Genomic DNA, 26,290 nt, shown 5'->3' on the forward strand with positions numbered 1-26,290 from the left:
GTGTCCGGCATCGCGCACCTGCACAACATCCTCCTCGCCAACTGACCGGCAACACCAGCCCCACCAACCACAACACGAGTTACGAGACATCCCTTAGGCTCGGTTTTCCGAACACGAACTACCACTGGGGAAACACCTATGCGTTCTTTTCGCGTCCTTGTCACGGCTTTCGCCACGGCCTGCGGGCTGGCGCTGGCCACAGTCCCGGCCGGTGCCGCGCCGGCCGACGACGTCCAGCACCTGCTCAAGGCCTGGGCGACCGCGGGTGCGCCCGCCGGCGGCGGCACCCTGGACAGCCCGGAAGGCCGGCAGCTGACCGAGGCGCTGGACGGCACGTCCGCCGCACGGCCGTCCGGTGCGGCTGCCGCTGCCGCGTATCCGGCCTGCCACGGGACCTTCCCGTCGAACGGCGTCGCGAACATCACCGTGCAGTCGTCGGCGGCGCACGGGATCCCGTGGGTGGTCAAGCTGACTTCGGCGAACTCACGGTTCGGCGTGGTGGTGCTGTCGGCCCAGATCTACGCGAACAACCGGCAGGCCAATGTGTACGCGCCGCACACCGAACCGTGGAACTACAACTTCCACGGCCCGCTGCCCCGCAAGTTCCAGGTGGTCGGCGGCGGCACCTACACCATGCCGGGCGGCGCGACCGTGTCGTTCCTGTTCGTGTGGCACTCCGCGGCGCACCCGACCGAGGGTGGTTACGCTTACCTGACCTGCAAGTACGACATCTGAGGCCACCGAACATGCAGACCGCGGACGAGAACGAGTACGTCCTCGAGGAGTTCCGGCCGATCCGGCACGACCTCCTCGCCGCCGGGCTGCACGCCGAAGCCGGGGCTCCCCACCGCATCGCGGGGGATCCCCGGCTCCTGGCCTGGCTGCGCGTCGACGGCGAGCAGATCGGCGTCCTCGCGCTCGACGAGGCGGCCGCGGCGGCCGAACGGCTGAGTGCCCTGGCGGACTTCACCCAGGATCTGGTGCTGGAGAACGTCTTCGCCGAAGGACACAGCGTCACCTGGCCCCGCTGCCTCGACCGGACGCACCGGCACCCCATGGTCGTCGTGCTCGACGACGGGAACGCGCTGTGGCGGTGCCCGCGGGACGCGAGTCTCGCGGTGCCGATCGGAGAACTTTCTTCACCTGCGTAACCATTCGGTCGCTCCAGGTGTCTTGATGCCGTTTTCACGCGCTGCCGCGGGATCTTGACGCCTTCGTTGTGGTCGGCCGGGGACGCCCGGGGATACAACGACGTCCTGGGGTTCGGGGGAGCGGAGGGGACGTGGCAGCCGCGAACACGGCCGGAGCGTCGATGAGCCGGCGGGAAGCCGACGAGGCGCTGAGCCGCCTGCGTGCCGACGGCGACGCGTTCGCGGCCGCGCTGGTGGAGCTCGAGGACCACCCGGGACGGCGTTTCCTCGAAGGAACCGCGTCCGCGGGGACGACGCTCGTCCGCTGGTCGGCCGCGAAGTCGGCGCTCGGCGAGCTGTGGGAGCGGCTCGGCCGCTACCGCGCGGTCGTCCGGCAGGCTCGGGAGAGCGACGAGCTCGCCGAGGTCTCCGTGCTCGTGCGCGGCCCGGCCGCCGAACTGGCCGCGGCGATCACGACGGGCCTGAACGCCGTCACCGAGGTCGTCACAGCGGCCGAACGGATCTGGTCGGAGTACGTGCCATGGCTGGACCGGACGGACGCACAGCTCCGCGCGGCGACCGCCACCGAACTCGGCGACGCCGCGTTGTCCCGGCTGATCGACGAGGTGACCGACCTGCGGGCCCGGGCGTTCTCGGACCCGTTGTCCCTGCCCACCGGCGACGGCCGGATCGCCCGGCTGACGGCCGAGCTCGACGCGGTCCGGCGGGAGATCGACGAGCTGGCCGGCCTCCGGCGCGACCGCGACATCGAGATCGCGGGCCTGCGCGGGACGCTGGAGCGGCTGGCCGGCGCCGAGCAGCGAGCACGGGAGGTCACGGCGCTGGCCCGCGCGAAGATCTCGACTTCGCTTGGCGAAGTACCCGGCGCGGCCTCGGTGCTCACGCGGCGTCTCGACGACGTCGCGGCGACGAGGGATCTCCGCCGGCTGGCGACGGGCCTGGCCCAGCTGCGGAGTTCGGCCGACGCCGCACTCGAACGGGCCCGCGAGGCCGAGGAGAACGCGCGAGGGTTGCTCGACCGCCGCGCGGAACTACGTGGCCGCCTCGACGCCTACCGGATCAAGGCTGCCCGTCTCGGGCACAGCGAGGACGCCGGACTCGCCGGGTTGCACCGGCGGGCCCACGGCCTGCTCTGGTCGGCGCCCTGCGACCTCGCGGCGGCGACGGCGGCCGTGCTGGCCTACCAGCAAGCGGTCAACGACAGGGGGAACACGCGATGAGCGCCTGCGGCAGAGCCGGCTGCACCGGCACGATCCAGGACGGCTTCTGTGACGTCTGCGGCCTGGCTCCAGCCTCCGCGCCGCCACCGGTGTCCACGCCGGTGAGCACCCGCACCGGTCGTGGATCACGTCGCGGCTCGACCCGGTCGACCCGCCGCGGGCACCTGGGCGCCGGGCTGGTCGAGGTGCCGCCGGTGCCGTACCGCGACCCGGCGTCGGCCGTGCTGGACAACCCGGAAGTCGCCGAGCACAAGCGGTTCTGCAACGCGTGCGACGCTCCGGTCGGGCGTGGCCGAGACGGCAAGCCCGGCCGGCCCGAAGGCTTCTGCACCAGCTGCGGCGCCGCCTACTCGTTCACGCCCAAGCTGGCCTCGGATGACGTCGTCGCCGGGCAGTACGAGGTGCTCGGCTGTCTCGCCCACGGCGGTCTCGGTTGGATCTACCTGGCCCGCGACCGCAACGTCAACGGCCGCTGGGTGGTGCTCAAGGGCCTGCTGGACACCAGTGACGCCGAGGCGATGGCCGCCGCGGTCGCCGAACGGAGGTTCCTCGCCGAGGTCGAACACCCGGCCATCGTCAAGATCTACAACTTCGTCCAGCACCCGGACCCGCGCGGCACGATGGTCGGCTACATCGTCATGGAGTACGTCGGCGGACAGTCGCTCAAGCAGCTGCGGGCGGAGCGGGACGGCAGCGGGCACCTGCGGCCGCTGCCGGTGAGCGTGGCGATCGCCTATGCGCTGGAGGTGCTGCCCGCGCTGGGCTACCTGCACGCCAAGGGTCTGCTCTACTGCGACTTCAAGCCGGACAACGTGATCCAGTCCGAGGAACAGCTGAAGCTCATCGACCTCGGCGCCGTCCGACGGCTCGACGACGAAGACAGCGCGGTCTACAAGACCGACGGCTACTGCCCGCCGGAGCTCGGCGACGAGGGCCCGGCGATCGACACCGACCTCTACACGGTCGGCCGGACGCTGGCGGTGCTGACGTTCAACTTCGACTACACCGGTGCGTTCCGCGACCGGCTGCCGACGGCTGCCGACGTCCCGCTGCTGGCCCGGCACGACTCGTTCCACCGGTTCCTGCACCGCGCCACCGCGGCCGATCCGGATGGGCGGTTCACCTCCGCGGAGGAAATGGCCGAGCAGCTGACGGGCGTGCTGCGCGAAGTGCTGTCCACTGAGGACGGACAGCCGCGACCGGGTGTCTCGGCGGTGTTCGGCGCCGAGCGCCGCGTGTTCGGCGCGGACCACGAGACGTGGCCCGCGCCGATCGACCCGGCCGAGCTGGTCACCGCTCTTCCGGTGCCGCAGGTGGACAACGCCGACGCGGCCGCGGGGCTGCTCGCCACTGTCGCGGCGGACGATCCGGAGACGCTGCTGGAAACCCTGACGCACGCTCGTGTGTCCACCGTGGAGGTGAAGCTCCGGATCGCCCGTGCCCACCTGGAGCTGGGCCGCCGCGACGAGGCCGTGACGGTGCTGGAGGAGGTGCGCCGGGACGATCCGTGGGACTGGCGCGTCGACTGGTACCACGGTGTCGCCGCGCTGGGCGCGGGCGAGTTCGCCGCGGCGGAGCGCCGGTTCGACGCCGTCTACGACACGCTTCCCGGTGAGGCCGCGCCGAAGCTGGCCCTCGCGGCGGTTCTTGAATGCCAAGGCGAGTTCCGGCGGTCGGCGCAGTACTACGACACGGTGTGGCGCACTGGCCGCACCCAGGTCAGCGCCGCGTTCGGCCTCGCACGGGTGCTTCTGCGCCTGAACGACCGAGCCGGCGCGGTGGCGGCGCTGATCTCCGTCCCGCCCACCTCGAGCTTCCACGTGGCGGCCCAGCTGGCGGCGGTGCGCGCTCGGACCCACGAGCGGGATCCGGTCGAGCTCGCCGAGACCGACCTCGTCGAGGCGTCCGCCCAGCTGGAAACCCTGGAGCTGGACGCCCTGCGCCGGGCACGGGTGGCCGTGGAACTGCTCGGCGCGGCCCGCGCGTGGGTCACGACCCGGCAGGGACCCGGCAACGGCGGCCAGGTGCTCGGCTCACCGCTCACCGAGCGCGACCTGTGCCGGGCCCTGGAGGGCTCCTACCGCGCGCTGGCACGGCTGGCGACCGGCAAGCGCGACCGCGTCGCGCTGGTCGACCAGGCGAACGCGGTCCGGCCGGTGACCTGGCTGTGACCACAGTGGACTGCCCGGGCTGCGGCGAAACCGTGGCACCCGGCGACAACTTCTGCGAGCGCTGCGGACTGGCCCAGCCGGCCGGCCGCGACCACGTGGAGCTGGACCTCGGCGTCGCCGCCGGCGTCAGCGACCGCGGCCGCCGCCATCACCGGAACGAGGACGCGCTGGCGATCCGCGCGGGGGAGCGGCTCGTCGCGGTCGTCTGCGACGGGGTGTCCGCTTCGGACCGGCCGGACGACGCCGCCCGGCTGGCCGCGGAAACCGCCGCCGACGTGCTCGCCGCCGGCGGGAACACCGGGGACGCCGTCGGCGCGGCGGCCGAGGCCGTCGCCGCGCTGGCCCCCGGGTGTGCCGAACCGCCCGCGTGCACCTACGTCTCGGCTGTGCTGAGCGGCGCCGAGGTGCGGATCGGCTGGGTCGGGGACAGCCGCGCCTACTGGCTGGGCGAGACCGAGTGCCGCTTGCTCACCGAGGACGACGCGGTCGGGCACGTGCTCACCGCGTGGCTCGGCGCGGACGCGGGCGAAGTCGTCCCCCGCGAGCTGACGCTGACCCCGGCCGAGCCGGGCACCGTGCTGCTGTGCAGCGACGGTCTTTGGAACTACCTCGGCGAAGCGCGTGAACTTCGCGACCACCTCCGGACCGCCTCGAATCCCGCGTCGGCCGCCGCCGGGCTCGTCCGGTACGCCAACGACCAGGGCGGGCACGACAACATCACCGTCGCGGTGCTGCCGTTCCCGCCCACCACGACCAGGAGTGGATCATGACCGGCTTCGCCATCGAGGTCTACCAGAACGAATACCTGCCCGACGGCGTCACCGAGGTCAACGCCGTGCTCACGGTCGCCGCCTCCGGCGCGGTATCGACCGCAGGCACCGCCGCGGCGGAAGTGGTCGTCGTGGACTGCTCCGGGTCCATGGACTACCCGCGCGACAAGATGGCCGCGGCGATCCGGGCCACCGAGGCGGCCGTCGACTCCCTCCGCGACGGCGTCGAGTTCGCCGTCGTCGCCGGAACAGGACAAGCTCGCCTCGTCTACCCGGCGGCCGGGCTGGTTGCCGCCGGCGCGAAGACGCGGGCGGCGGCGAAGGCGGCCGTGCGGCGGCTGAAGCCCGAGGGCGGGACGGCGATCGGGAAGTGGCTTTCGCTGGCGTCGCAGCTGTTCGAAGGCCGCGACGGCGCGCTGAAGCACGTGATCCTGCTGACCGACGGACGCAACGAGCACGAGGAGCCCGAAGAGCTCGAGCGGGTGCTGGCCGCGTGCGCGGGCCGGTTCGTCTGCGACTGCCGCGGGGTCGGCACCGCCTGGGAGGTCGCGGAGCTACGCCGGGTCGCGACCGCGTTGCTCGGCACCGTCGACATCGTGGCCGACCCCGCCGGGCTGGCCGCCGACTTCCGCGCGATGGCCACCGCCGCCATGGGCAAGTCGGTCGCCGACGTGGCGCTGCGGCTGTGGACCCCGCAGAACGCGAAGGTCAAGTTCGTCAAGCAGGTCGCGCCCGACGTCGTCGACCTGACCGGCCAGCGCACCGAGTCCGGCCCGCGGACCGGGGACTACCCGATCGGCTCGTGGGGCGCCGAGAGCCGCGACTACCAGCTCTGCGTCGAGGTCGTGCCCGGCCGGATCGGTGACGTGATGCTCGCGGCCCGGGCGAGCCTGGTCGCCGGTGACGAAGTGCTCGCACAGGGCCTGGTCAAGGCGGTGTGGACCGACGACCCGGCGTTGTCGACGCGGATCAGCAAGGAGGTCGCCCACTACACCGGGCAGGCCGAGCTGGCGGGCGTGATCCAGGAGGGCATGGCCGCGCAGCGCGCGGGTGACGTCGAGCGCGCGACGGCGAAGCTCGGGCGAGCCGTGCAGCTGGCGAACGCGTCGGGCAACGCGGACACCGCGGCGTTGCTGGCCAAGGTCGTCGACGTCGAGGACCCGGTGACCGGCACGGTCCGGCTGAAGTCGCGGATCGCCGCGGCCGACGCGATGACCTTGGACACCCGATCCACCAAGACCTCTCGCGTGCGCAAGAGCTGATCGCCGTGCCCGCCTGCCCGAGCGGCCACGAGTCCGTGGCCGCCGACTTCTGCGACGTCTGCGGCCACCAGCTCGGTACCGCACCCGAGGCACCGTCGGCACCGGAGACGGCGTGCCCGTCGTGTGGCGAGCCGACATCCGGCCGATTCTGCGAGAGCTGCGGATACGACCTGGTCGCGGGGGACGGCGGCTGGTCCGCCGTGGTCACCGCCGACCGCGAGTACTTCGCCGCCATCACCTCGCCCGACGAGGAGATCGCCTTTCCCGAGTCCTATCCCGAGCGGACCGTCCGGCTCTCGCCGGGCGAGGTGCGGATCGGCCGCCGCAGCCGCTCCCGCGGGCTGCAGCCGGAGATCGACCTGACCGGGCCACCCGAGGATCCCGGCGTGTCCCACCTGCACGCCGTCCTGCGCACCGCCCCGAACGGCGGCTGGACGCTGACCGACCCGGGCTCGACGAACGGGACCACCCTCAACGACGACCCGGCGGCGCTGGCGCCCGGGGTCGCGGTGCCGGTGGCCGACGGCGACCGGATCCACGTCGGCGCGTGGACCACCATCATCCTCAGAGCGAACGGAACCCGATGAACCCCGGCAGCTGGACGACCCCGCACTGGATCCGCACCTTCGCCGCCGGCGCAGTGCTGCTCGCCGTCGTCCTCGGGATCGTGCTCGCCTCGGTGACCTCCGGTGTCCGTGATGGCTTGGACGTGATCGGCGGCCGGGCCGCGCCCCAGGTGAGTGCGGCCACCGACCTGTCCTTCGCCCTAGCCGACGCCGACGCCCAGCTCGCCAACGTGCTGCTGGTCGGCGGCGACCCGGAGTTCGCGGCCATCAGCAAGCAGTCGCTGGACCTGTTCGACCAGCGGCGCGCGCAGGCCGACGCCGACCTCCAGCAGATCGCGACCGACTCCTCCGCGCACGAGGCCGTGCGCGGGGTGCTCGACCGGTTCGGGCGCTATCAGACGCTTGCCGGGCAGGTGATCCTGCTGGACCAGGGTGCCGCGGCGGGCCGGCCGAGCCCGGCCACCCTCGTCGTCTACCGGCAGGCCACCGACGGCATGCAGGACACGCTGCGCGCCGTACGAGAGCTGACCGATGCCAACCACAAGCTCCTCAACGACACCTATGAGTCCGCGGTGGACGACACGGTGACCGCGCGGGCCTGGGTGCTGGTCATCGGGATCGCGCTGGTGCTCGTGCTGGCCGGCGCGCAGCTGTACTTGCGGCTGAAGCTGCGGCGGCGGCTCAACCTTCCGCTTGTGCTGGCCATGCTGCTCGGCGCCGGGCTGACCATCGGCGGCACCGTCGTGCTCGCCGACGAGTCGGACCACCTGGCTGTGGCCAAGAGCAGCGCCTTCGACTCGATCGTCGCGCTGTCCCAGGCCCGCGCGGTCAGCTACGACGCGAACGCCGACGAGTCGCGGTACCTCGTCGACCCCGCGGGCGCCACCACCCACGAGCGGTCCTTTTCGGACAAGTCGGTGCAGCTCGCCGGAGTGGGCGCCGATCTGTCGCACTACGACGCGGCGCTCGCTGACGCGTTGAAGGCGTACCAGGCACGGCATTCCGATGTCCGGATGACCGGGTTCTTCGGCGCCGAGTTGAAGAACATCACTTTCCCCGGCGAACGGGAAGCCGCGGAGAAGACTTTGGCGGCGTATCAGGCCTACCAGCTCGACGACCGCAAGATCCGCGCCATGGCCACAGCAGGCGACCTGCGTGGCGCGATCCTGTTCTGCATCCGGACCACGCCGGGGAACTCCAACTACGACTTCGCGCAGTACGACACCGCGCTCACGGCGCTGATCGCGATCAACCAGAAGGCGTTCGAGGGCGCGGTGGCCGACGGCAAAAGCGAAACCGGCGGCTGGACCGGCCTTCTGCCCGCGGTCCTCGTCCTGTTGATCGCGGCCCTGGTGTTCCTCGGCGTCCGTCCTCGGCTGGCCGAATACCGTTGATCCGGCGCATGTTCGGGGTGCCGCTTCTTGTGCGGGTGGTGCCGGCGCGGTTCCCTCGGAGCATGGGCACAGGAGGCGTCAAGGGGCACCCGCGCGGTGTGCGCCACGTCGACCGGCCAGCTGATCCGGTGCCGGCCGGCCACCGGTGGAACGACCGTGATCACGCACGCCCGAAGCAAAGAAGAAGGCGAGCAAGCCCGCGAGCGGCTGCTCGAGTCCGGCGTCGACAAATGCCGCCTGCAGCCCGCGGTGGCGGACTAACAACGCCGGCATCGCCGGGCCGCCGAGCCGGATCACGACCAAGGACGGCTACGAACAGGTCCTGCAGGTGAACTACCTGGCGCCCTACCTGCTGACCCGCTTGCTCGAAGACGCGCTGAGCCGCGTGGTGAACGTGACCTCCTCGCTGCACCGGGGCGGGCGGATCAACTGGAACGACCTGACTTGAAACGCCGCTACAACCGCGGCGCGGCCTATGCGCGGTCGAAACTCGCGCTCACGATGTTCACCACGGCGCTGGGCGAGTTCCGGCCGAGGATCCGTGAGGTGGTGAGCTGTGCACCCGGGCATCATCGCCACGGGCATGCTGCCGCACTACAGCTATCGCGGCCGCCCGGTTCCCGAAGGCGCCGAAGCCGTCGCGCGGCTCGCCGACCCGGACCGCAAGGTGCTGAACGGCGGCTACTACGTCGGCCGCCCGCCCGCCAAGGCGTCCGCGGCGGCGGTCGAGCCGGAAGCGGTGGGAAAGCTGTGGCGGCTGACCGAGAACCTCACCCTGCTCGAGAAACGGCGTCGGCAGCCGTCAGCGGTGTGATCCGGTTCCCCTGACCTGTCGTATTTCGGGCGTAGCAGGATGGTCGTGCGCGAGCTGGCCGGAGTGGTCCTCACCGAGGCGGCTCGGTTCGCCCGCGCCCGCTCCGCGGTGGAGGAGCGGGCGCATGTCGTCCTGGCGTTGCGGGCTCCGGTCGCCACCGACCTGCGGATGGTGCTCGCCTCGCTGCGCGCACTGTCCGAACTGGACCGCATGGGCCGGATCGCGGTGTGGCTGGCGAGGCTGGCCGGCGACGCGATCCGTACCGGCGACGTGATCCTGGCCCTTGCCTTGGTCGGCCTGGACGACGAGATGGACGACCTGCACCGGACTCTGTTCACCACGCTGGGCTACCGCGACTGGCCCTACGGGATTGCCGCGGCGGTCGACGCCGCGCTGCTGAACAGGTACTACGAGCGCTTCGCCGACCATGCTGTGTCCCTCGCCCGTCAGACCGCGATCGTCGTCACCGGTCATCCCGTCTGGGACGAGGTCGTCTGAGCGCAAGCAGGACGATCACCACCAGCGACCCGGCCGTGGTCAGGGCGAGCTTCGCGCCGTCGACGACCGGAAGCCAGCTCGGCATGGCCGCGCGGGCGGCGTCGACCAGCTTCGGGACGTCGACCTGGCGGAGCGCCGGATCGCCGGAGTCGCGGAAGCTCGCTGCGAGGAACGTGGCGGTGAACAGCTGGGCCGGCACGATCAGCGCTCCGGCCACGGCCAGCAGCGGGTGGAAGATCCAGGACAGCACCTGGCCTGCCCGCCGGCCGGCCAGGTTCAGCAGCGCCAGCACGACGAGAACCAAGATGATCGCGGCCGGCAAGGGCGTTTCGGCGGTGTTCGAGCCGAACCTGACGCCGTGCTCGGCGAGCAGGGAAGCGGGCACACCTTGCCGCGCGAGCTCGGCTTCGGCCGCGGCCTGTGCCTCCGCGCCGGAGGTCCAGACGACGATGATCGACAGCAGGAACGGCACCACGGTCAACAGCTGAATCACGACGGCGAAGACCACGGCACGTGGTCTTGTGAGCGGTTGAAGCACGGCAACCCCCCTTGGACGGTCCGTCCGATTCTCGGGGAGCGGGCGCGCCGAACTGCCGGAAAACGATCGGAATCAGGGGGAAATCAGGGTTGCGGCACGCCGTGTCAGGACCGAGTCAGGGTGGTGTCAGGCAAGCCGTCGACGGTAGCCACATGACAAACAACGCTTCCTCGACCGCAGCGACCTGGACCGGCATGGTGTCGGTCGAAGACACGGCTCTGGCCGTCACCGGCACCGGCGTCCCGGTGATCTACTGCACCGGCCAGTTCGCCACCCGGGGGTACTGGCGGCGGGTTCCGGCACATCACCTTCGACGAGTTACATAAACCGTAACGAGGTTACAGTACGGTGGTAAGTGCTACAGGAGCGGCGGTGTCGGCCGCGGGACGGAATCGGGTGCGACGATGGCTCGCCGCCGCACCGGGGTCGCCGGCGCTCATGAACGCGCCGGACGCGCTGCCCGGATACCAGGCACTCGTCCCGCCGGGAGCGACGTTCCGCAACGAGGTCGCGGCCCGGGTCGTGCCGACCATCGCCGGCTATCGGCCCGGGCGGGCCGCGAAGAGGATCACCATCCCCATCTTCTTCTGCGTCAGTGACACCGACAGCGTCACGCCGCCCGCCCAGACCCTGCGCTACGCCCGGACCGCCCCGCGCGGCGAAGTCAAGACCTACGACGCCGGTCACTTCGACTTCTACCTCGGTGAGCCGTTCGAGGCGCTGGTCCGCGATCAGACGGAGTTCCTCACCCGGCAGCTGAACCCGGCCAACTCGGTGAGCAAGCCATGAACTTCGCGTCGCTGCCCGACCGCCGCGCCGAGGCCGATCCGCGGGGCGCGGCGGTCTCGGACGGGACCCGGTCGCTGACCAACGTGCAGCTGCTGGGCCGGGTTCGCGCGACCGCGGCGTACCTGCGGGAGCACGGGATCGGCCCAGGCGACGTCGTCGCGCTCAAGCTGGCCAACCGGATCGAGTTCGTGCTCCTGCTCTTCGCGGCGTGGCGGATCGGCGCGACCGTGACGCCGGTGAACCCGAGCCTGACCGACGTCGAGGTCGCCCGGCAGCTCGACGACTCCGCCGCCCGCCTGCTGGTGGTCGAAACCGGCGCGGCTGCGGCCGGCGAGATCACCACGGTCACCGTCGGCGACCTGTCCGAAGCGAGCGCGCAACGGGATCAGGCCGTCCCCGCGGATCCCTCCGCGCTGGCGCTGCTCATCTACACCAGCGGCACGACCGGCGTCCCGAAGGGCGTGATGCTCGACCACGCCAACCTCGACGCGATGGCCGAGATGGGCCGCCGGGCGCTGGACATCGGGCCGGCCGACCGGTGCCTGCTGATCCTGCCGCTCTTCCACGTCAACGGCATCGTGGTCAGCGTGCTCATGCCGCTGCTCGCCGGTGCCGGCGTGGTGATCGCCGACCGGTTCAGCCCGCAGACGTTCTTCGACGTCGTCGAACGCCACCGTCCCACGTACTTCAGCGCGGTTCCGACGATCTACAGCATGCTGGCGGCGCTGCCCGGCGCCGTCCGGCCGGACACCTCTTCCCTGCGGTTCGGCATCTGCGGCGCGGCACCCGCCTCCGCGGACCTGCTGACCAGGTTCGAGGGCCGCTACGGGTTTCCCCTGATCGAGGGGACGGCTTGTCCGAAGGAACCTGTGCCTCCACGATCAACCCGGTCGACGGTCCTCGGCGGGCCGGGACCGTCGGAATCGCCTTCCCCGGACAGGAAATCCGGATCCTCGGCCCGGACGGTACGCCGGTCGAGTCCGGTGTGGACGGTGAAGTCGTCGTACGCGGACGCAACGTCATGCGCGGGTACCTCGGCCGCCCGGAGGACACGGCCCGGGTCGTCGTCGACGGCTGGCTGCACACCGGCGACGTCGGCCACCTGGACGCGGACGGCTACCTGACCCTGGTCGGGCGGTCGAAGGACATGATCATCCGCGGCGGGGAGAACATCTACCCCAAGGAGATCGAGGACGTGCTCATCGGCGACCCGTCCGTCCTCGAAGCGGCCGTGATCGGCGTGCCCGACGAAAAGTGGGGCGAGGTGGTCGTCGCGTACGTCCAGCCGCGCCCCGGCCGGACCGTCGACATCGAGACGCTGAAAGCACGCTGTGCGGAGAGCCTCAGCGGTTACAAGCGGCCGACCGAACTGGTCGTGCTCGACGCCATCCCGAAGAACCCGGTCGGCAAGATCGACAAGGGTGCCCTGAGGTCCACCCACCGGATCACCCAGAAAGCTGGCTGACATGAAGGCATTCTTCGTCGAGAAGTACGGCAAGGACACCGTGCGCGCCGCGGAGGTACCCGAGCCCGCGGTCGGGGCCCGTGACGTCCTGGTCCGCGTGCACGCCACGAGCATCAACCCTCTCGACAAGATGGTGCGCAACGGGGAGTTCAAACAGCTCCTGAGGTACAAGACCCCGTTCGTGCTGGGCCACGACGTGGCCGGCGTCGTGACGAAGGCCGGTCCGGCCGTCCGCGGTTTCCAGGTCGGCGACGAGGTCTACGCCCGTCCACGCGATCTGCGGATCGGCGGGTTCGCGGAGTACATCGCGATCGACGAGGACGACGTCGCGCCCAAGCCGGAGTCGCTGACGCTGAACGAGGCGGCCGCGGTGCCGCTGGTGGCGCTGGCCGCCTGGCAGATCCTCGTCGAGCGGGCGAACGTGCGGCCGGGGCAGAAGGTGCTTGTCCACGCGGGCGCCGGCGGCCTCGGCTCGACGGTCATCCAGCTCGCCAAGCACCTTGGCGCTTCGGTGGCGACCACCACGAGCACGCCGACGATCGACCTGGTCCGCGACCTCGGCGCCGACGTCGTGGTCGACTACACGAAGGAAGACTTCTCGAAGGTGCTGTCCGGCTACGACCTGGTGCTGGACGCCCTGGGTGGGGCGAACCTGGAGAAGTCGCTGACGGTGCTGGAGCCCGGCGGCCTCGCCATCGGCGTCGCGGGTCCGCCGGACGCCGGATTCGCCAAGCAGCTCGGGGCCCCGTTCTTCCTGGGCGCGGTGATGAACTTCCTGAGCCGCAAGGTGCGCAAGCGGGCCAAGGCCCTGGGGGTGCGGTACGAGTTCTTCTTCATGCGGGCCAGCGGTGCGCAGCTGCGCGAGCTCGGCGCCCTCTACGACAAGGGGGAGCTGCGCCCGGTGATCGACCGGACGTTCCCGTTCTCCGAAACGCGCGAGGCGCTGGCCCACGTCGAGGAAGGGCACACGAAGGCGGGCAAGGTCGTTGTCGCCATCGTGCCGTGACAACGCCGGATCGTCGAGACGGTCGGTCGCCGGCTCAAGCGTGACGGCATCGACGGCTCCGGCGTCGCGACGCTCATGTCGGACGCCGGGCTGACCAACGGTGCCTTCTACGCTCACTTCGGTTCCAAGGAAGACCTGGTCGAGACAACCCGGGTGGGGGTTGCCCTTCCGCCGCGCTGCTGGACGAGATCGTTCGGTGCGTGGAATCGACGAGGCAGGCGTATACCGAGGGCGTGCTGGGCATCATCGACGACATGGCCGCCCGCCTCGCGCCGGAGGACCCGATGTCGGCTCGGACCACGACGCTGAGCGTCTACGCGATGATGGTCGGGACGATGCAGCTGTCCCGTGCCGTCACCGACCGGCGGCTGGCCGACGAGCTACTGGAGCAGGGCATCCGGAATGTCCTCGCGATATTCGACGGCGTGGGTCGGGCCGACTGAGTACTCGGGGAGCCGCACCGACGGTGCAGAGTTGGTTTTCCGGCACCAGCTGAAGGCGGTGCTCGGGGGCCGGGAGATCCGGTCCGGCGGCCTTCGAACGACTTCGAAAGGCGTGAGTGTCGACGGCGGAGCCCGTAGGATCCTCGGATGGCGATTTCACCGCACCGGGCGGGCCCGCCCCGACTGTCGGCCTCCCGGGTTCACCTCGTCCGCCCGTGACCGAGGCCGAAGGCATCCCTTCTCCTTGGCGGCGGAAACCGCCGTACCGCGCGGTTCTGGGCACCCGGGTCGCCTTCGGGATCCTGCTGGCCGGGCTTGCACTCGCGGCGGCCGCCGGCCTCGGCGCAGTTGCTGTCCAGCAGTACGAGAACGACGTTCGCGGACGAGCGCTGGAGGCGCCAGCCGTGGTCACGGAGCGGGTCGACATCCGCGGCGGCTACAACGTGCGCGTCCGGTTCGTCACGGCCTCGGGTCGGGACGTCGTCGCGCTTCTGTCTGACTTTCCCCGTGATCCCGGCTTGCGCCCGGGGGAAGAGCTGCGCGTCCGCTACGACCCCGAACGGCCGGACCGGACGCTCTGGGACACCCGCGAGCCCCTGGACTTCTCCGGCTCCCGCAACGGGATGGTGGGCCTGGCTGCGGCGCTGGCGATCGCGGCCATCACGTTCTTTGTGTATACGCGGCTTCAGCAGCTTTGAGCTTGCCGGGGTATGCGAAGCGGGGCCCGGCCTCCCTCGCGCGCTGGGCGCCACGACCACTGATCTCGGGACAGAGGCGCTGTCCCGGTCGAGCGGTGCATCGCTCTGACGGCCGAGCTGCGCGGTAGCCGCCTCGTCACCCGCGCCTCGCTCGCTGAACGTCGTGTCGCGGCCCGAGCACGCGGCACCGGTATCCCGAATGCGGTGGTCGCTCATCTCGAAGTGCTTGCCTTCCAGCTCGCCCACGCCGAACTTGCCGGGGCGGAGGTCCTTCGATCAGCCGTCCACGGCGTCGAGAACCTCGCCTGGAGGAGAGGCCACCCTCGACTACGTCCACGTCACCGCCGAGTACCGGCGCCTCGGCTTCGGTCGCACGCTCGTGGCTGCCGTCGTGGCTCGGGTCCCGTCGTATCGGTGGACGGGCGCCATTGCCGGACGGTCCGATGGCGCAGTCCTTTCGTGCCCGGATCGCTATGCGCTGTTCGCGCCAAATGATTCGCCTCAGCGGTACTAGATCAACTTCCCCCGGTATGTGTCCGTTCCGGCGTGGCATCCGCGCTGCTCACCGGCTTGCGGTGAGGGTTCGCGGTGTTGGTCACCGTGGATCGTCGCTGGAGGCCGGATGCTGTCCTGGGAGGAAGACGTGCACGCGCAGGCGTTGCGTCAGCAGGGCTGGTCGATCTCGGCGATCGCCCGCCACCTGCGGGTGGACCGCAAGACGGTCCGGGCTTACTTGTCCGGCGAGCGCGAGCCGGGCAAGCGGCGTCGGTCGCAGCCGACGCTGATCGAGCCGTTCCTCGAGTACCCATCCGCCGGGCGACGAGACCCAGTGGGACTGGGTGGAGCTGCCGGACCCACCACCCGGCTGGGGCAACGGAAAGCACGCACATCTGCTGGTCGGTGCGCTGGCGCACTCGGGCAAGTGGCGTGGCGTTCCGTCCGAGGCCGAGGACTTTCCGCACCTGGTCGAGGCCCTGGACGCGGTGGTGCGGCGGCCGGGCGGGGTCACGCAGGTCTGGCGGTTCGACCGGATGGCCACGGTCTGCTACCCCTCGTCGGGGTCGATCGCCGCGGCGTTCGCGCAGGTCGCTTCTGCACCCGGCTCCGCTGGTCGCGTTCCCGGCCGAGTTCGACCTCGCCAGCACTGTCAGCGCCCAGGCACTGGTGGCCTTCCGCGGCAACGCCTACTCGGTCCCGCCCGGCCTGGCCGGCGCCCAGGTCCAGGTCCGGCACCGGCTCGGCGCCGAGCAGCTGCGGATCGCGACGGTCGCGGTCCACCACCGGGCCGCGGACGGGGCCGGGCGGGCGATCCGCGACGAGGGACACGTGGTCGCGCTCGAGCAGGCGGCGATGGCCGCGTTCAGCCATGAGCGACCCTGCACCCACGAGACCCGCCGACCGCCCTCGGCGGCGCCGGCCGAGGCAGCGAAGCTGCGCGGCCTCACCGCGGCGGTCCACGTCGTGATCGACCTGTCCGCCTACGCCGCCACCGCAGCCAGGCTGGACAGGGCACCTACCAGAGAGTCCAAGGAGGACTGATCACTTCTGCGCGGTCACCTGTCCTATCTCAAGCTGGATACGGCTGCCGACGCCCTCCCGCGAGTGCTGGATCAGGCCCGCCTGGACGCTGGCGGACTTCGACTTCGCCGCCCAGCCCGGCGTCGACGAGAAACGCGAGGCCGAAGTCGCTGATCAGCGGGCCGGCTGGACCGGGCAGCACAGTAACGGATTCGAGGTCGTCACCTCGTCGGCAGTCCGGCGGACAACTGCTCGGTGAGGTCCCCGTCGACCGGCTGCCCCGGCTGGAGCCATCGTCGGCGGGTCTGGCTGACCGGCCGGACGGTTCTTGAGGGAATCTTGAGGAACGGCGGAGGGGCGGTGGAGGTCCGTTGCCGACGCTGGTTCCAGCGCACCACACCGGGTGGTGCTTCCGGGACAAGGATCTCCATGGCCAACCACTCGCTCCCCGCTCGCCGCCGCTCCGCCTGGCGTCCCGTCGCCCTCGCCGTGGTCGGCGGGGCGGTGCTCGCCGCGATGGGGGCCGGCGTCTGGGCGACGCTCTCGGCGACCGCCTCCAACGCCACGCCCGAGACCGTCAGCAGCGGCACCCTCAAGCTGACCCTCGCCGCCAACGGCGCCGGCTTCGACCAGGCGATCACGAACCTTGCGCCGGGTGACGTCGTCAACCGCTACGTCGACCTGACCAGCGGCGGCAGCCTCGACGCCCAGGCGCTGACCATGCAGGTCGCGGCCACCGGCTCGAGCGCGCTGGTCACCGATGGTGCGACGACCAAGGCCCTGCGGGTCACGGTCAAGCAGTGCGTCGGCGGCACCTGGACCGCCACCACCGCCGTGTGCTCCGGCACCGCGGCGACCGTGCTCCCGGCGACCGCGCTGAGCGGTCTGGGCAGCGCTCAGCAGCTGGTCTCGACCGTCGCCGCCGGGAGCGTGCAGCACCTGCAGGTCTCCGTGCAGCTACCCGACCAGACCGAGACCACGGTCAACGGCGCGCTGCCCGCCGCGACGATCCAGGGCCTGACCGCCAACCTGACCTACACCTTCGCCGAGACCCAGCGCTCGGCCGTCACCACCAACTCCTGAGGTGGGGCGCCGGTCCTGGGCCGCCGGGCTGACGGCGGCCGCCGCACTGGCCGCCGTGCCCGCCGCGGCGGCCGCAGCCGGCCTGGCCACCGTCCCGGCGACGGGCCGCGCGACCACCCTGAGCTGGTCGGCCGTGCTGGCCGACAGCACGGGCGCGGTCCAGACCGGCAAACCGCTCACCGTGTCGTGGGGGGTGCTCGACACCGCGCCGCGGTACGCGACGGTGCGCAACAGCGGCACCGCGGCCCTGTCCGGGCAGACCTACACGGTCACCGTCACCGGCGGCCTGCTCCCGGCCGGCGTCCGCCTGGACGCCTGCGCGGGCGGCACCTGGTCGGCCACGACCGGGACGTGCTCCGGCACCGTCGTCGCCTTGGCCGATTCGGGCTCCGGCGCGACGGCGGCCGCCCGGGCGCTCGCCGCGGGCGACCAGCTGAGCCTCCGGATCGCCCTCCTCGGCAGCGGCGTCATCACCACCGCGACGGTCGGCGTCGCCGTTTCCCGCGCGCAGGCCCGCGCCGCCACCACCTCGAACTCGTAGGAGCCCACCATGGTCACCACCGCGCCCGCCCCCGGACGGCACCGCGGGCCCCGGCGGGCACGCCGGCTCCCGGGTGTCCTGCTCGGCGCCGCCGCCGTGCTCGCCGTCGCGGGCGCGCTCGCCGTGTTCGTGCTCCGGCTCGGTTTCGCCCCCGTGCTGTCGCCGAGCATGGAGCCCGGGTTCGCGCCCGGCGACCTCCTTGTCACCCGTCAGGTGGACGCCCGATCGGTGGGAGTCGGTGACGTCGTCGTGCTGCCCCGCCCGGACGCGCCGGGGGAGCGGTACGCCCACCGCGTGGTCGAGGTCGGCCGGGCGGGGAACGAGCCGCTGGTGCGCACGAAGGGCGACAACAACGCCGCCGCCGACCCGCAGCGCCTGCGCATCACCTCGGCGACCGTGCCCGTCGTCGCCGGGCACGTGCCCTGGATCGGCCGGGCGGCGCTGCTCGGCCAGTACGGCGCCGTGCGCGCCTTGGTGATCGTCTTCGCGGGGTTGTGCCTGCTCGTCGCGGCGAAGAGGGCGCTGTGGGATCGCCGCTGACACTGCCGACGCGGCCCCGCCCGGTCACAATCGCGATCATGGCGAAGGTTCTCGTGGTGGAGGACACCGACAGCATCCGCGAGGTCGTCGAGCTGGCACTGGACGACGCGTGCTTCGACGTGCGCACCGCGGCCGACGGCGAGCGCGCGCTGGCCGAGCTGCGGGCGTGGGACCCCGACGTCGTGGTGCTCGACCTCAACATCCCCGGCCCGGACGGGCTCGAGGTGTGCCGCCGGCTGCGCGGTTTCTCCCACGCCTACGTCGTCATGCTGACCGCGAAGTCCGACGAGGTCGACAAGCTCGTCGGGCTGGCCAGCGGCGCCGACGACTACCTCACCAAGCCGTTCTCCCCGCGCGAGCTGGTCGCCCGCATCCAGGCCATGCTGCGCCGGCCACGCGCGCTCGGCGCCCCCCCCAGCGGTCCGCGGACCGGGAGGTCGGCCCGGTGCGAATCGACCTCGAAGCCCGCGACGTGACAGTGGCCGGCGAGCACGTCGAGCTGACCCGGATCGAGTTCGAGCTGCTGAACGCGCTGACTGAGAACGTCCGCGCGGTCAGCAGCCGCGATGCGCTGCGCCGGCGGGGGTGGGGCGAGAGCTGGCTGGCCGACGACCACGCCGTCGACGTGCACCTGTCCAACCTGCGCCGCAAGCTCGCGGCGGCCGGCGCACCGGGGATCATCGCGACGGTGCGCGGGGTCGGCTACCGGATCGACCGGGGTGCCCGGTGACGCACACGGTGCTGGTGGTCGACGACGACCCGGACGTGCGGGAGGTCCTCAGCCTGGCGTTGAGCGCGTCACCGGGCTGGCGGGTGGAAACCGCGGCCGGCGGCGCGGAAGCGGTCCGGCGCTGCGGCAGCGGCGGGGTGGACGCGGTGGTGCTGGACGTGGAAATGCCGGGCTACGACGGCCGCCGGACGCTGCGCGAACTGCGGGCGGCGAACGCGGTGCTGCCGGTGGTGTTCCTGACGGCGGCCCCGGACACGACCGGGCTGGTGGAGCTGGGCGCGCTCGGCGTGCTGGCCAAGCCGTTCGACGCGCTGGGCATCGGGGCCCAGCTGGCGGTTCTGCTGCACTGGGACGGCTGACCCCGGCTCACCACCAGGCGCGGTCGACCTCGGGCCCGGCGGCCGGGAGCCGGACGGTGAAGACGCCGCCGCCGTCGCCGGCCGCGCCGGCCCGGACGGTTCCGCCGTGCGCGTGCACGATGCCGCGGGTGATCGCCAGGCCCAGCCCCGCGCCACCGCTGGGGACGCCTGCCTGGGCGAACGGCTCGAAGATGCGCTCCTCGTCGCCCGGCGGCACGCCCGGGCCGCGGTCGCGGACCGACACCTCGGCCCACGCCTGGTCGTCGCGGGCGTCGACGGTGATCGCGCTGCCCGCCGGTGCCACGGCCGCCGCGTTGGCGAGGAGGTTGGTGAAGACCTGCACCAGCCGGTCGGCGTCGCCGCGGACCGGGCTCGTGCCGCCCGTGCGCTCGATGCGCACCCCGATCCGCTCGGCCACGCCTTCGACGCTGTCCACCGCGCTTTCCAGGACGCCCGCAAGGTCCACATCGGACAGTCTGAGGCGCAGCCCGCCGCCCTGCAGCCGGGTCAGGTCGAGCACGTCGTTGGACAGCCGGATCAGCCGGTCGGTGTTCTTGGCCGCGATCGCCACCAGCCGCTCGGCCCGGTCCCCGAGCTCGCCGAACCGCCCGGACGCCACCAGCTCCAGCGACCCGTGGATCGACGTCAGCGGTGTCCGCAGCTCGTGGCTGACCAGGGAAAGGAGTTCTTCGCGCACCTCGCGGGCGCGGTGGGCCTCCCGCCGCGCCTGCACCACGGCGACCTCGAGTTCGACCCAGCGCGCCAGATCGCCCAGCCGGTCGCGATCGGCGGCGGACAGGTGGCGCGGCTCGCGGTCGATCACGCACAGGGTCCCGACCTTGTGCCCGGACGGCGTGCTCACCGGCTGCCCGGCGTAGAACCGGATGTGCGGTGGCCCGGTCACCATCGGGTTGTCCGCGAAGCGGGGGTCCAGGCGGGCGTCGGGGATCTCCATCAGCTCGTCGCGCTCGATGGCCCGCGCGCAGAACGACGCGCTGCGCGGGGTTTCGCGCTCGTCGAGCCCGGCGCACGACTTGAACCACTGCCGGTCCAGCTCCACCAGCGAAACCAGCGCGATGGGCACGCCGAACGTGTGCTGAGCGAGCCGGGTGATCCGGTCGAACCGTTCTTCGGCGGGAGTGTCGAGCAGATCGAGCGCGCGTACGGCGCCGACCCGGGCCAGCTCCGCGTCCCTGTTCACGGTCCCAGTATCGAAGCGCGGTGGCTCGCCGTCCTGCCTGGTAACCCGATCCAGTGATGGCGGCGCGTCACCCGGAAGCCGGACCGCCACCCGGCGACGGGCCGAGCTCGTCGGCCACGATGGCGTCGAGGCGGTGGGCGGCGCGCCGCAAGACGACGACCGTGGCGACGACGGCGGAGCCCAGCAGCCCGGCGAGCGCCGAAAGGGACCACGCCAGCATCACCAACCCCAGCGCGGCGATGGCCCACGGCACGGCGTCGAAACGGCTTCGGGTAGGCGCGGAGAGCTCAAAGCGGACAGCGGACGACATCATCGCAAGCACCTTCGATCGAGCACGGTGGCGGGCTACCGCGCTGGTGGAGCAGTCGCGGCGGTGCAAAGCGCCGTTACACGTCGTCACCGGCGGGGGTGACGCGCCCGCTCACCCGAACGCTTGAGAAGTGCCGCGACAGGCGTTCGACGCTGGCGATTCCGGGCGCGTGGCAACACACTGGTGCACAAGTCGGCGGACAGCGGCCCACGGCCCCCGGTTCTCCGCGACCCAGGTCCGCGGACGGTTCAGCCACGAGCCCACCGCGGACCGCTCGCCGCGCGGCTGGAACCCGGCGTCGGCGGGCTGGGCGGAGATACTCCGCCGGTCTCGAAGCACCGGGCAACTGGTGCGGTCAATGCCACGGGCGCAGCCCTCGGCTGGACGGGCGGCGGCCCAAGCCGGTCATGCGCTTCGCTTTGCTGTCAGTCGAGGCAGAATTCGTTGCCTTCGGGGTCGGTCATCACGATGAACCCGGCGCTGAGCGGCGGTTCGGGCTCGAAGCGGCGTACCCGGGTGGCGCCGAGAGCGGTCAGCCGCTGGCACTCTGCTTCGAGTGCCGCCATCCGGTCGGCGCCCTGCACACGATCGCGAAGTATCGGTCCTTCATCGATAACCAGCTGCTGCCCCAGTGGCGGGCGTGGCCGTTGATCGCGATCTTCAACGGCTACGTCGAGATCGAGAGGTGGCTGTCGCAGCTGCACGAGGACTATGCCGAGTCGTCGGTGTCGTCGTACTTCGCGTTGTTCTCCACCATCCTCAACGGCGCTGTCCGGGCTCGGATGATCCCGGCCAACCCGTGCAACGGTGTCCGGGTGTCCAAGGGGAGTACGACACCGAGCGGTTGGTGGGCACGCCAGCGCAGGCGTTGCGTGCGGCGATGCGGCTCCACGAGCTGGGTTTGGGGATGTCGGGGTTCGTGCTGTGCCTGATGGACTTCCATACCGGCGCCCGTTGGGGTGAACTTGTCGGGCAGCAGTGGCATGAGTACGACTCGGAGCGGCGTGGGATCGAGATCAGGACGCCGTTGAAGGAGGTCGGCGGGAAGGTCTACAAAGGAGGCCGGAAGAGTGGTGATCATCATTCGGACGGTCGCCAGCGCCCGCCGACGCGGCGTGGCAACTCGCGACCGAAGAAGGGACGAACGAAAACCCCTGTGGGGACTCGGTTTGTGGCTCTGCCTCCGGGGATCGCGGTGCTGTACGAGGAGCTGATGGACAGCCATCGGGAGCCGTTCGTGTTGTGCACGCCGGAGGGGCATCCGTGGCGGCGGTCGAACTTCCGGCTTCGGTTTTGGCGGCCGGGGTGGGACGGGGTCGAGCTGGAGGATGCCGGGGCGGGGGAGCGGCGCCCGATCCTGCCGACTTTCACGTTCCACGAAGGATCGCGCGGGTCTACGACCACGTGACGCCGGCGATGGTGAATCAGATTCTGGATGCGCTGGAGGAACGCTGGCGGTCGCTGGCGTCGCTGTACCCGGGCGAGCGGGCGAAACTGGTGTCGTGGTTCCCGCACCTGCGGTCCCAGCGGGCCCGGGTCTGGGGCCATCGCCGGATCGTCGCCGACTGACAGCTAGAAGCCCTGCCCCTCCGAGGAGGAACAGGGCTTCTGACCTGCGAAAACACGTGGTGCGCGATACTGGGATTGAACCAGTGACCTCTTCCGTGTCAGGGAAGCGCTCTCCCGCTGAGCTAATCGCGCGAGGTGGAGACGGGATTCGAACCCGTGTACACGGCTTTGCAGGCCGTTGCCTCGCCTCTCGGCCACTCCACCGTGACAGGCCCGAGAGCCTTCCGAGCGGATGACGGGATTCGAACCCGCGACCCTCACCTTGGCAAGGTGATGCGCTACCAGCTGCGCTACATCCGCACTTCTCGGCTGCGGTTCGGGAGTTTCGGGGCCGCGGCCCTGTCGCTCACCCCGTCGCCGTGGTGTGGGAAAACCATATCGGACCCCGGAAACGGCTCCGACACCGGGGTGTCACTGAGCCGTTGCGAGCCCGTCATCAGGCCAGATCGTGCGGGATCAGGTGCGTGAGCGCGTCGTCGACGTCGACCCACAGGTGCTCGTTGCCCGGGAGGACCACGTCGTACGTCCGGTCGAGGAAGTCGGCCAGCTCCTGGGCGGACGCCTCGAACATGGCGTGCCCGGAGGGCGAGTTCAGCTCGATCAGTACGGACTCGGGGTCCTCGACCGAAGGGCGGATGCGGACGTCCCCGTCACCCGCGTCGGCCAAGAGGCCGTCCGCGAGGAGGTCGCGTGCGTACACCCACTCGACCCAGCCGGCGCGGCCGGTGCGGAAGGCGGCGACGACCGCGTACGGGTCGCGTGTGTCGTAGCGCAGCTCCACCTTGACCGGAACCGCGGGCGTCCGCGGCGCCAGCAGGTCGAAGACCGCCGTCGAGCGGAGCGTCACGTGATCGTTGCGCATCGTCCTACCCTTCGTCTCCCTTCCCGGCCCGGCCCGGCCGAGGGCGTCACCACATGGGACGCATCGGGAGGCCGATTCCGTCGCAGGTGCGCCGCACATCACCCGTACGGGCCCATCAGCCCCCGTTTGCGCCCGTGTTCACCCGCACGACGCGCGATCGACCGGCGCGCCCCGTGTGAGCCCACCTCTCCATACTGCGCGGTTTAGTCGCCGGGCGATAGCACCGTCGCACGGATGTCGAACGTCGTGTCGGGCGGCCCCCGCCGGCCACAACCCCGGCTAGCTCGGGGTTGTTCGTTCCGTACTCGCCGGTAAGCGGAGTGTGGTCGTCCGAGACCACCCATTTGCAGGCGCCCGGAAGTCGTAAGCTAGTGTTCTCCCCAACACCGCGAGCGGGCGATTAGCTCAGCGGGAGAGCGCTTCGTTCACACCGAAGAGGTCACTGGTTCGATCCCAGTATCGCCCACGAGTTCGCAGAGAGAGCCCCTGTTCGCCGGACGTGCGAACAGGGGCTCTCTGTCTTGTGGGGGCCGAGCCCCCACGCCCCGCCGGGGGACGCCCCCGGACCCCCGGCCATGGTCACCTTTGTGAGGTTGGCCACGGCTGTGGCGCTCACCACCGCGAAACGGAGTGAACGATCCGTTCAGGTCGTCCGTATGGCCTGACAAGAGCGGTTGCGCGGGCCGTCCGGAACTGCCTCTGAGAACTGTCGGCGCGGCAGTCTTCTGTGGAACGAATCGGGCCTGTGAGGGTCCGGTGGTCGTCGGCGCGAGCGGGGCGTCCGGGTCCACTGTGGACCGGCCGGCCCGCGCAGTGTCCACAGTAGAGCCGCGGGCTCCGTTCGGCCGTTCGGAAGAGCGTGGGTCCACCCGGGTGCGGGTATCGCTCTGTTGACTACGTTCCGTAGTTTTTCCGGGGATACGCGCTATTACGCATCGTCATCGTCTTGTTATCTTGCGGCCATTTTCTGGCGGGAAAGACGCACGGCATGTGGCTGGAAATCCTTGTAACGATGCTGAGAGAGTCGCCGATACCTTGCCGTGTGAAGCCCTCCGTGGGCATAGCGCGAGATCCAGTAGTGGTGACTGTACGAAATCACTTCCGGTGACGCAGCGTGCGTGCGGACCCAAACCCGATCCCTGGTCCCGGGAGGTCAGATGGAAGAGTCGGTGCGGCCGTCGTACACGGTGAGCCAGCCACCGCCGCACATCGACCTCCAGGCCATTCCCCGCCCCGCCCAGCGGGACGACCTGACGGCCGACGCGGCCGCCACGCCGTCCCCCAAGGCACTCCCGGCGGCCTGGGAGGCGAGGTACAGAGCCTGGGTCATCGGCAGCGACGTCTTCATAACGCTGCTGGTGATCGCGATCAGCGCGTTCGTCATCGATCGCGTTGCCCCGCACGACATGCACGCCTTCGGCACCATCCTCGCCATCTTCGTCTCCCTGCCCGCCAGCCGGGCGTGGAGCCCGCGCGTGCTCGGCGAAGGCGCCGAGGAGTACCGCACGCTGGGCCGCGGCTTCATCACCGCGGCCGTCCTGGTCGCGCTCGGCGGCCTGCTGTTCGGCGCGCTCGAGGTCCAGGTCTGGGTGTTCGTCGTCGTCCCGGCCATCGCGCTCGTCGCCTTCCCGCAGCGGTACCTGCTGCGCCAGGTGCTGCACCGCAAGCGCGCCAAGGGACTCTGCCTGCTGCCGGTGATGGCGGCGGGCAGCCCGGAAACCGTCGCCGACCTCATCGCGCGCACCAAGTCCGAGGCCCACGTCGGGTGGCGCGTCGAGGCGGCGTGCACGTTCACGGGCCACGGCGCCGACCGCGACAGCGGCGAGATCGACGGAGTCCCGGTCGTCGGGCGGCTGGAAGAACTGTCCCGGTACGTGCGGCGCGGCGGCTACCGCGTCGTCGCGATCACCGCGGACCAGTACTGGACGCCGAAGCGGTTGCAGCGCCTGGCCTGGGACATGGAGGGCACCGGCGCGGAGATGGTCGTGGCGCCCGTCCTGATGGAGGTCGCGGGACCCCGGCTCAACGTCACCGGCGTGCTCGGGATGCCCCTGCTGCGCGTCACGGCCCCGATGTTCACCGGCGGCCGCCGCGTGGTGAAGGAGATCGTGGACCGCGCCGGCTCGGCGTTCCTGCTGACCCTGCTTTCCCCGCTGCTGCTCGTGATCGCGCTGGCGATCAAGCTCAACGACCGCGGCCCGGTGATCTACCGCCAGCGCCGCGTCGGCCGCGACGGCGCGACGTTCACCATGCTCAAGTTCCGCACGATGGTCACGAACGCCGACGCAATCCGGAAAACGCTCGAGCAGGACAACGAGGGCGCGGGCCCGCTGTTCAAGATGAAGCGCGACCCGCGGATCACCCGCGTGGGTGGTTTCCTGCGCCGGTATTCGCTCGACGAGGTGCCCCAGCTGTTCAACGTCGTGGCCGGGAAGATGTCGCTCGTCGGCCCGCGGCCCCCGCTGCCGGAGGAAACGGCGCAGTACGCGCCGGACGCCCGCCGCCGGCTGCTGGTGAAGCCGGGCCTCACCGGGCTCTGGCAGGTGAGCGGCCGCAGCGACCTCACGTGGGCGGAGAGCATCCGGCTCGACCTGCGGTACGTGGAGGACTGGTCGCTGGCGCTCGACCTGGTGATCCTGTGGAAGACGTTCCGCGCGGTGATGGGTGGGCAGGGCGCCTACTGACCCGTCCCGGCCGCGCATCGCGCACCACGGCCGCCGATCCCCGCCGAGGGGGTCGGCGGCCGTGCTCGCGTTTCGGGGTGCGCGCGGTGTGGCGGGCTCCGGCCCCAA

General features: G+C 71.3%; 30 protein-coding genes, 4 tRNA genes and 3 pseudogenes. 29 read left to right on the forward strand and 8 right to left on the reverse strand.

The genetic code is table 11. The annotated features are described in order from the left end of the window. Positions 1-138 precede the first annotated feature (138 nt). From ACZ7OH_RS04545 to ACZ7OH_RS04590, 10 genes are all read left to right on the forward strand, one after another. Positions 139-735: a hypothetical protein gene (locus tag ACZ7OH_RS04545; protein WP_470279593.1), complete on the forward strand. Its 597-nt coding sequence runs from the start codon at positions 139-141 to the stop codon at positions 733-735. An 11-nt stretch (positions 736-746) separates the two neighbouring features. Continuing rightward, positions 747-1,151 carry a hypothetical protein gene (locus tag ACZ7OH_RS04550; protein ID WP_470279594.1) on the forward strand — a complete coding sequence of 135 codons (405 nt, stop codon included), beginning with the start codon at positions 747-749 and terminating at the stop codon, positions 1,149-1,151. A gap of 131 nt (positions 1,152-1,282) precedes the next feature. Beyond that, a complete protein-coding gene (locus tag ACZ7OH_RS04555) occupies positions 1,283-2,371 on the forward strand; it encodes a hypothetical protein (protein ID WP_470279595.1) in 1,089 nt (362 codons plus the stop codon). Further along, a complete protein-coding gene (locus ACZ7OH_RS04560; protein ID WP_470279596.1) occupies positions 2,368-4,542 on the forward strand; it encodes a serine/threonine-protein kinase in 2,175 nt (724 codons plus the stop codon). The genes ACZ7OH_RS04555 and ACZ7OH_RS04560 overlap by 4 nt, the downstream gene beginning before the upstream one ends. Further along, positions 4,539-5,312, forward strand: a complete 774-nt coding sequence (locus tag ACZ7OH_RS04565) for a protein phosphatase 2C domain-containing protein (protein WP_470279597.1) — start codon at positions 4,539-4,541, stop codon at positions 5,310-5,312. Before ACZ7OH_RS04560 ends, ACZ7OH_RS04565 begins: the two co-directional genes overlap by 4 nt. Next, positions 5,309-6,574, forward strand: a complete 1,266-nt coding sequence (locus ACZ7OH_RS04570; protein WP_470279598.1) for a vWA domain-containing protein — start codon at positions 5,309-5,311, stop codon at positions 6,572-6,574. The genes ACZ7OH_RS04565 and ACZ7OH_RS04570 overlap by 4 nt, the downstream gene beginning before the upstream one ends. A 5-nt stretch (positions 6,575-6,579) precedes the next feature. Beyond that, complete coding sequence (locus ACZ7OH_RS04575) at positions 6,580-7,161, forward strand: FHA domain-containing protein (RefSeq protein WP_470279599.1); 582 nt, start codon at positions 6,580-6,582, stop codon at positions 7,159-7,161. Further along, positions 7,158-8,534 (forward strand): hypothetical protein, encoded by a 1,377-nt coding sequence (locus ACZ7OH_RS04580; protein ID WP_470279600.1) that lies wholly within the window; start codon positions 7,158-7,160, stop codon positions 8,532-8,534. The genes ACZ7OH_RS04575 and ACZ7OH_RS04580 overlap by 4 nt, the downstream gene beginning before the upstream one ends. 556 nt (positions 8,535-9,090) lie before the next feature. Next, positions 9,091-9,348, forward strand: a complete 258-nt coding sequence (locus ACZ7OH_RS04585; protein ID WP_470279601.1) for a hypothetical protein — start codon at positions 9,091-9,093, stop codon at positions 9,346-9,348. Between the two features lie 45 nt (positions 9,349-9,393). Continuing rightward, a complete protein-coding gene (locus tag ACZ7OH_RS04590; protein ID WP_470279602.1) occupies positions 9,394-9,846 on the forward strand; it encodes a phosphate signaling complex PhoU family protein in 453 nt (150 codons plus the stop codon). Here ACZ7OH_RS04590 and ACZ7OH_RS04595 read toward each other — a convergent pair. Further along, complete coding sequence (locus tag ACZ7OH_RS04595; protein ID WP_470279603.1) at positions 9,812-10,339, reverse strand: hypothetical protein; 528 nt, start codon at positions 10,337-10,339, stop codon at positions 9,812-9,814. The two genes, ACZ7OH_RS04590 and ACZ7OH_RS04595, sit on opposite strands and share 35 nt — an antisense overlap. 441 nt (positions 10,340-10,780) lie before the next feature. On the opposite strand from ACZ7OH_RS04595, the gene ACZ7OH_RS04600 reads away from it, so the two are divergent. The 15 genes and pseudogenes from ACZ7OH_RS04600 (at position 10,781) to ACZ7OH_RS04670 (ending at position 19,556) form a co-directional block, all read left to right on the forward strand. Next, a complete protein-coding gene (locus tag ACZ7OH_RS04600; protein WP_470279604.1) occupies positions 10,781-11,173 on the forward strand; it encodes a hypothetical protein in 393 nt (130 codons plus the stop codon). After that, positions 11,170-11,958 (forward strand): annotated as a pseudogene (locus ACZ7OH_RS04605) (class I adenylate-forming enzyme family protein); the annotation flags it as partial. The gene ACZ7OH_RS04600 and the pseudogene ACZ7OH_RS04605, both read left to right, overlap by 4 nt. Before the next feature lie 68 nt (positions 11,959-12,026). After that, positions 12,027-12,149 (forward strand): annotated as a pseudogene (locus ACZ7OH_RS04610) (hypothetical protein); the annotation flags it as partial. A gap of 45 nt (positions 12,150-12,194) precedes the next feature. Further along, a complete protein-coding gene (locus tag ACZ7OH_RS04615; RefSeq protein WP_470280307.1) occupies positions 12,195-12,638 on the forward strand; it encodes a class I adenylate-forming enzyme family protein in 444 nt (147 codons plus the stop codon). A gap of 1 nt (position 12,639) precedes the next feature. Further along, entirely contained in the window at positions 12,640-13,644 is a 1,005-nt protein-coding gene (locus tag ACZ7OH_RS04620) for an NADP-dependent oxidoreductase (RefSeq protein ID WP_470279605.1), read from the forward strand. A gap of 75 nt (positions 13,645-13,719) precedes the next feature. Beyond that, complete coding sequence (locus ACZ7OH_RS04625; protein ID WP_470279606.1) at positions 13,720-13,953, forward strand: TetR family transcriptional regulator; 234 nt, start codon at positions 13,720-13,722, stop codon at positions 13,951-13,953. Then, positions 13,845-14,087 (forward strand): hypothetical protein, encoded by a 243-nt coding sequence (locus ACZ7OH_RS04630; RefSeq protein WP_470280326.1) that lies wholly within the window; start codon positions 13,845-13,847, stop codon positions 14,085-14,087. The genes ACZ7OH_RS04625 and ACZ7OH_RS04630 overlap by 109 nt, the downstream gene beginning before the upstream one ends. Positions 14,088-14,302: 215 nt before the next feature. Continuing rightward, positions 14,303-14,785, forward strand: a complete 483-nt coding sequence (locus tag ACZ7OH_RS04635) for a DUF3592 domain-containing protein (RefSeq protein WP_470279607.1) — start codon at positions 14,303-14,305, stop codon at positions 14,783-14,785. Between the two features lie 1,164 nt (positions 14,786-15,949). After that, entirely contained in the window at positions 15,950-16,324 is a 375-nt protein-coding gene (locus ACZ7OH_RS04640; RefSeq protein WP_470279608.1) for a hypothetical protein, read from the forward strand. A 408-nt stretch (positions 16,325-16,732) separates the two neighbouring features. Further along, the gene (locus ACZ7OH_RS04645; RefSeq protein ID WP_470279609.1) at positions 16,733-17,386 is read left to right on the forward strand and encodes a TasA family protein; all 654 of its coding nucleotides are present in this window, start codon (positions 16,733-16,735) and stop codon (positions 17,384-17,386) included. 1 nt (position 17,387) lies between these two features. After that, positions 17,388-17,927, forward strand: coding sequence for a hypothetical protein (locus ACZ7OH_RS04650; RefSeq protein WP_470279610.1), 540 nt, complete (start codon positions 17,388-17,390; stop codon positions 17,925-17,927). 9 nt (positions 17,928-17,936) lie between these two features. Then, a complete protein-coding gene (locus tag ACZ7OH_RS04655) occupies positions 17,937-18,467 on the forward strand; it encodes a signal peptidase I (RefSeq protein ID WP_470279611.1) in 531 nt (176 codons plus the stop codon). A gap of 38 nt (positions 18,468-18,505) precedes the next feature. Further along, entirely contained in the window at positions 18,506-18,943 is a 438-nt protein-coding gene (locus ACZ7OH_RS04660) for a response regulator transcription factor (protein WP_470279612.1), read from the forward strand. Further along, positions 18,913-19,197, forward strand: a complete 285-nt coding sequence (locus tag ACZ7OH_RS04665) for a winged helix-turn-helix domain-containing protein (RefSeq protein ID WP_470279613.1) — start codon at positions 18,913-18,915, stop codon at positions 19,195-19,197. Before ACZ7OH_RS04660 ends, ACZ7OH_RS04665 begins: the two co-directional genes overlap by 31 nt. After that, positions 19,194-19,556 (forward strand): response regulator, encoded by a 363-nt coding sequence (locus tag ACZ7OH_RS04670; RefSeq protein WP_470279614.1) that lies wholly within the window; start codon positions 19,194-19,196, stop codon positions 19,554-19,556. Before ACZ7OH_RS04665 ends, ACZ7OH_RS04670 begins: the two co-directional genes overlap by 4 nt. Positions 19,557-19,563: 7 nt before the next feature. Here ACZ7OH_RS04670 and ACZ7OH_RS04675 read toward each other — a convergent pair whose 3' ends face one another. The 3 genes and pseudogenes from ACZ7OH_RS04675 to ACZ7OH_RS04685 all read right to left on the reverse strand — a co-directional run. Next, the gene (locus ACZ7OH_RS04675) at positions 19,564-20,757 is read right to left on the reverse strand and encodes a GAF domain-containing sensor histidine kinase (RefSeq protein WP_470279615.1); all 1,194 of its coding nucleotides are present in this window, start codon (positions 20,755-20,757) and stop codon (positions 19,564-19,566) included. A gap of 67 nt (positions 20,758-20,824) precedes the next feature. Next, positions 20,825-21,070 (reverse strand): hypothetical protein, encoded by a 246-nt coding sequence (locus ACZ7OH_RS04680; protein WP_470279616.1) that lies wholly within the window; start codon positions 21,068-21,070, stop codon positions 20,825-20,827. Positions 21,071-21,492: 422 nt separating this feature from the next. Continuing rightward, positions 21,493-21,735, reverse strand: a pseudogene (locus tag ACZ7OH_RS04685) (VOC family protein); the annotation flags it as partial. A gap of 179 nt (positions 21,736-21,914) precedes the next feature. Here ACZ7OH_RS04685 and ACZ7OH_RS04690 point away from each other — a divergent pair. Then, a complete protein-coding gene (locus ACZ7OH_RS04690) occupies positions 21,915-22,475 on the forward strand; it encodes a hypothetical protein (RefSeq protein ID WP_470279617.1) in 561 nt (186 codons plus the stop codon). Positions 22,476-22,483: 8 nt separating this feature from the next. After that, positions 22,484-22,636, forward strand: coding sequence for a hypothetical protein (locus ACZ7OH_RS04695; protein WP_470279618.1), 153 nt, complete (start codon positions 22,484-22,486; stop codon positions 22,634-22,636). Between the two features lie 57 nt (positions 22,637-22,693). Here the strand turns inward: ACZ7OH_RS04695 and ACZ7OH_RS04700 are convergent. From ACZ7OH_RS04700 to ACZ7OH_RS04715, 4 genes are all read right to left on the reverse strand, one after another. Next, a tRNA-Val gene (locus ACZ7OH_RS04700) sits at positions 22,694-22,768 on the reverse strand. A gap of 1 nt (position 22,769) precedes the next feature. After that, positions 22,770-22,840: transfer RNA gene (locus ACZ7OH_RS04705), tRNA-Cys, on the reverse strand. Between the two features lie 23 nt (positions 22,841-22,863). Beyond that, positions 22,864-22,936 (reverse strand) — tRNA-Gly (locus ACZ7OH_RS04710). A 136-nt stretch (positions 22,937-23,072) separates the two neighbouring features. After that, a complete protein-coding gene (locus ACZ7OH_RS04715; protein WP_033293569.1) occupies positions 23,073-23,498 on the reverse strand; it encodes an SsgA family sporulation/cell division regulator in 426 nt (141 codons plus the stop codon). Between the two features lie 394 nt (positions 23,499-23,892). On the opposite strand from ACZ7OH_RS04715, the gene ACZ7OH_RS04720 reads away from it, so the two are divergent. Then, a tRNA-Val gene (locus ACZ7OH_RS04720) sits at positions 23,893-23,964 on the forward strand. A 691-nt stretch (positions 23,965-24,655) separates the two neighbouring features. Further along, positions 24,656-26,182 (forward strand): sugar transferase, encoded by a 1,527-nt coding sequence (locus ACZ7OH_RS04725; protein WP_470279619.1) that lies wholly within the window; start codon positions 24,656-24,658, stop codon positions 26,180-26,182. The last annotated feature ends 108 nt before the right edge of the window (positions 26,183-26,290 follow it).

The organism is Amycolatopsis sp. NPDC114478, assembly GCF_055633805.1.